The organism is Pseudomonas frederiksbergensis (genome assembly GCF_003732665.1).
Classification (GTDB): Bacteria; Pseudomonadota; Gammaproteobacteria; order Pseudomonadales; family Pseudomonadaceae; genus Aquipseudomonas; species Aquipseudomonas frederiksbergensis_G.
The window spans coordinates 1-265 of sequence record NZ_MOBP01000235.1 but is presented as its reverse complement, the minus strand read 5'-3'; the positions used below and the strand labels follow the sequence as shown (position 1 = coordinate 265).

The window sequence follows — 265 nt, the reverse complement described above, 5'->3', positions numbered from 1 at the left end:
AAAAGGCTCATCAACCCGCCGCCACGGGAAGCGGATTCGCGCGGTGGCGTGTATCGAAGCGCGGAATTAGGCACCAGCAGTGTGTCCTTGATTTCCTCGACGATGATATTGGCCGTTGCCGTCATGCCCGGGCGCAGCAGCAGTTCGGCATTATCGACAGTCAATATGCCCTTATAGGTCACCACATTGGATACGGTTTCCGAGGCGAAACGAACCGTCTCTATTTCGGCTGGGAAACTGCGGTCGGGATGGGCATCGACATTAA

1 pseudogene is annotated in these 265 nt (G+C 55.8%); it reads right to left on the bottom strand.

Annotated features, from left to right (window positions below):
* Positions 1-265, bottom strand: a pseudogene (locus tag BK665_RS33985) (hypothetical protein); the annotation flags it as partial.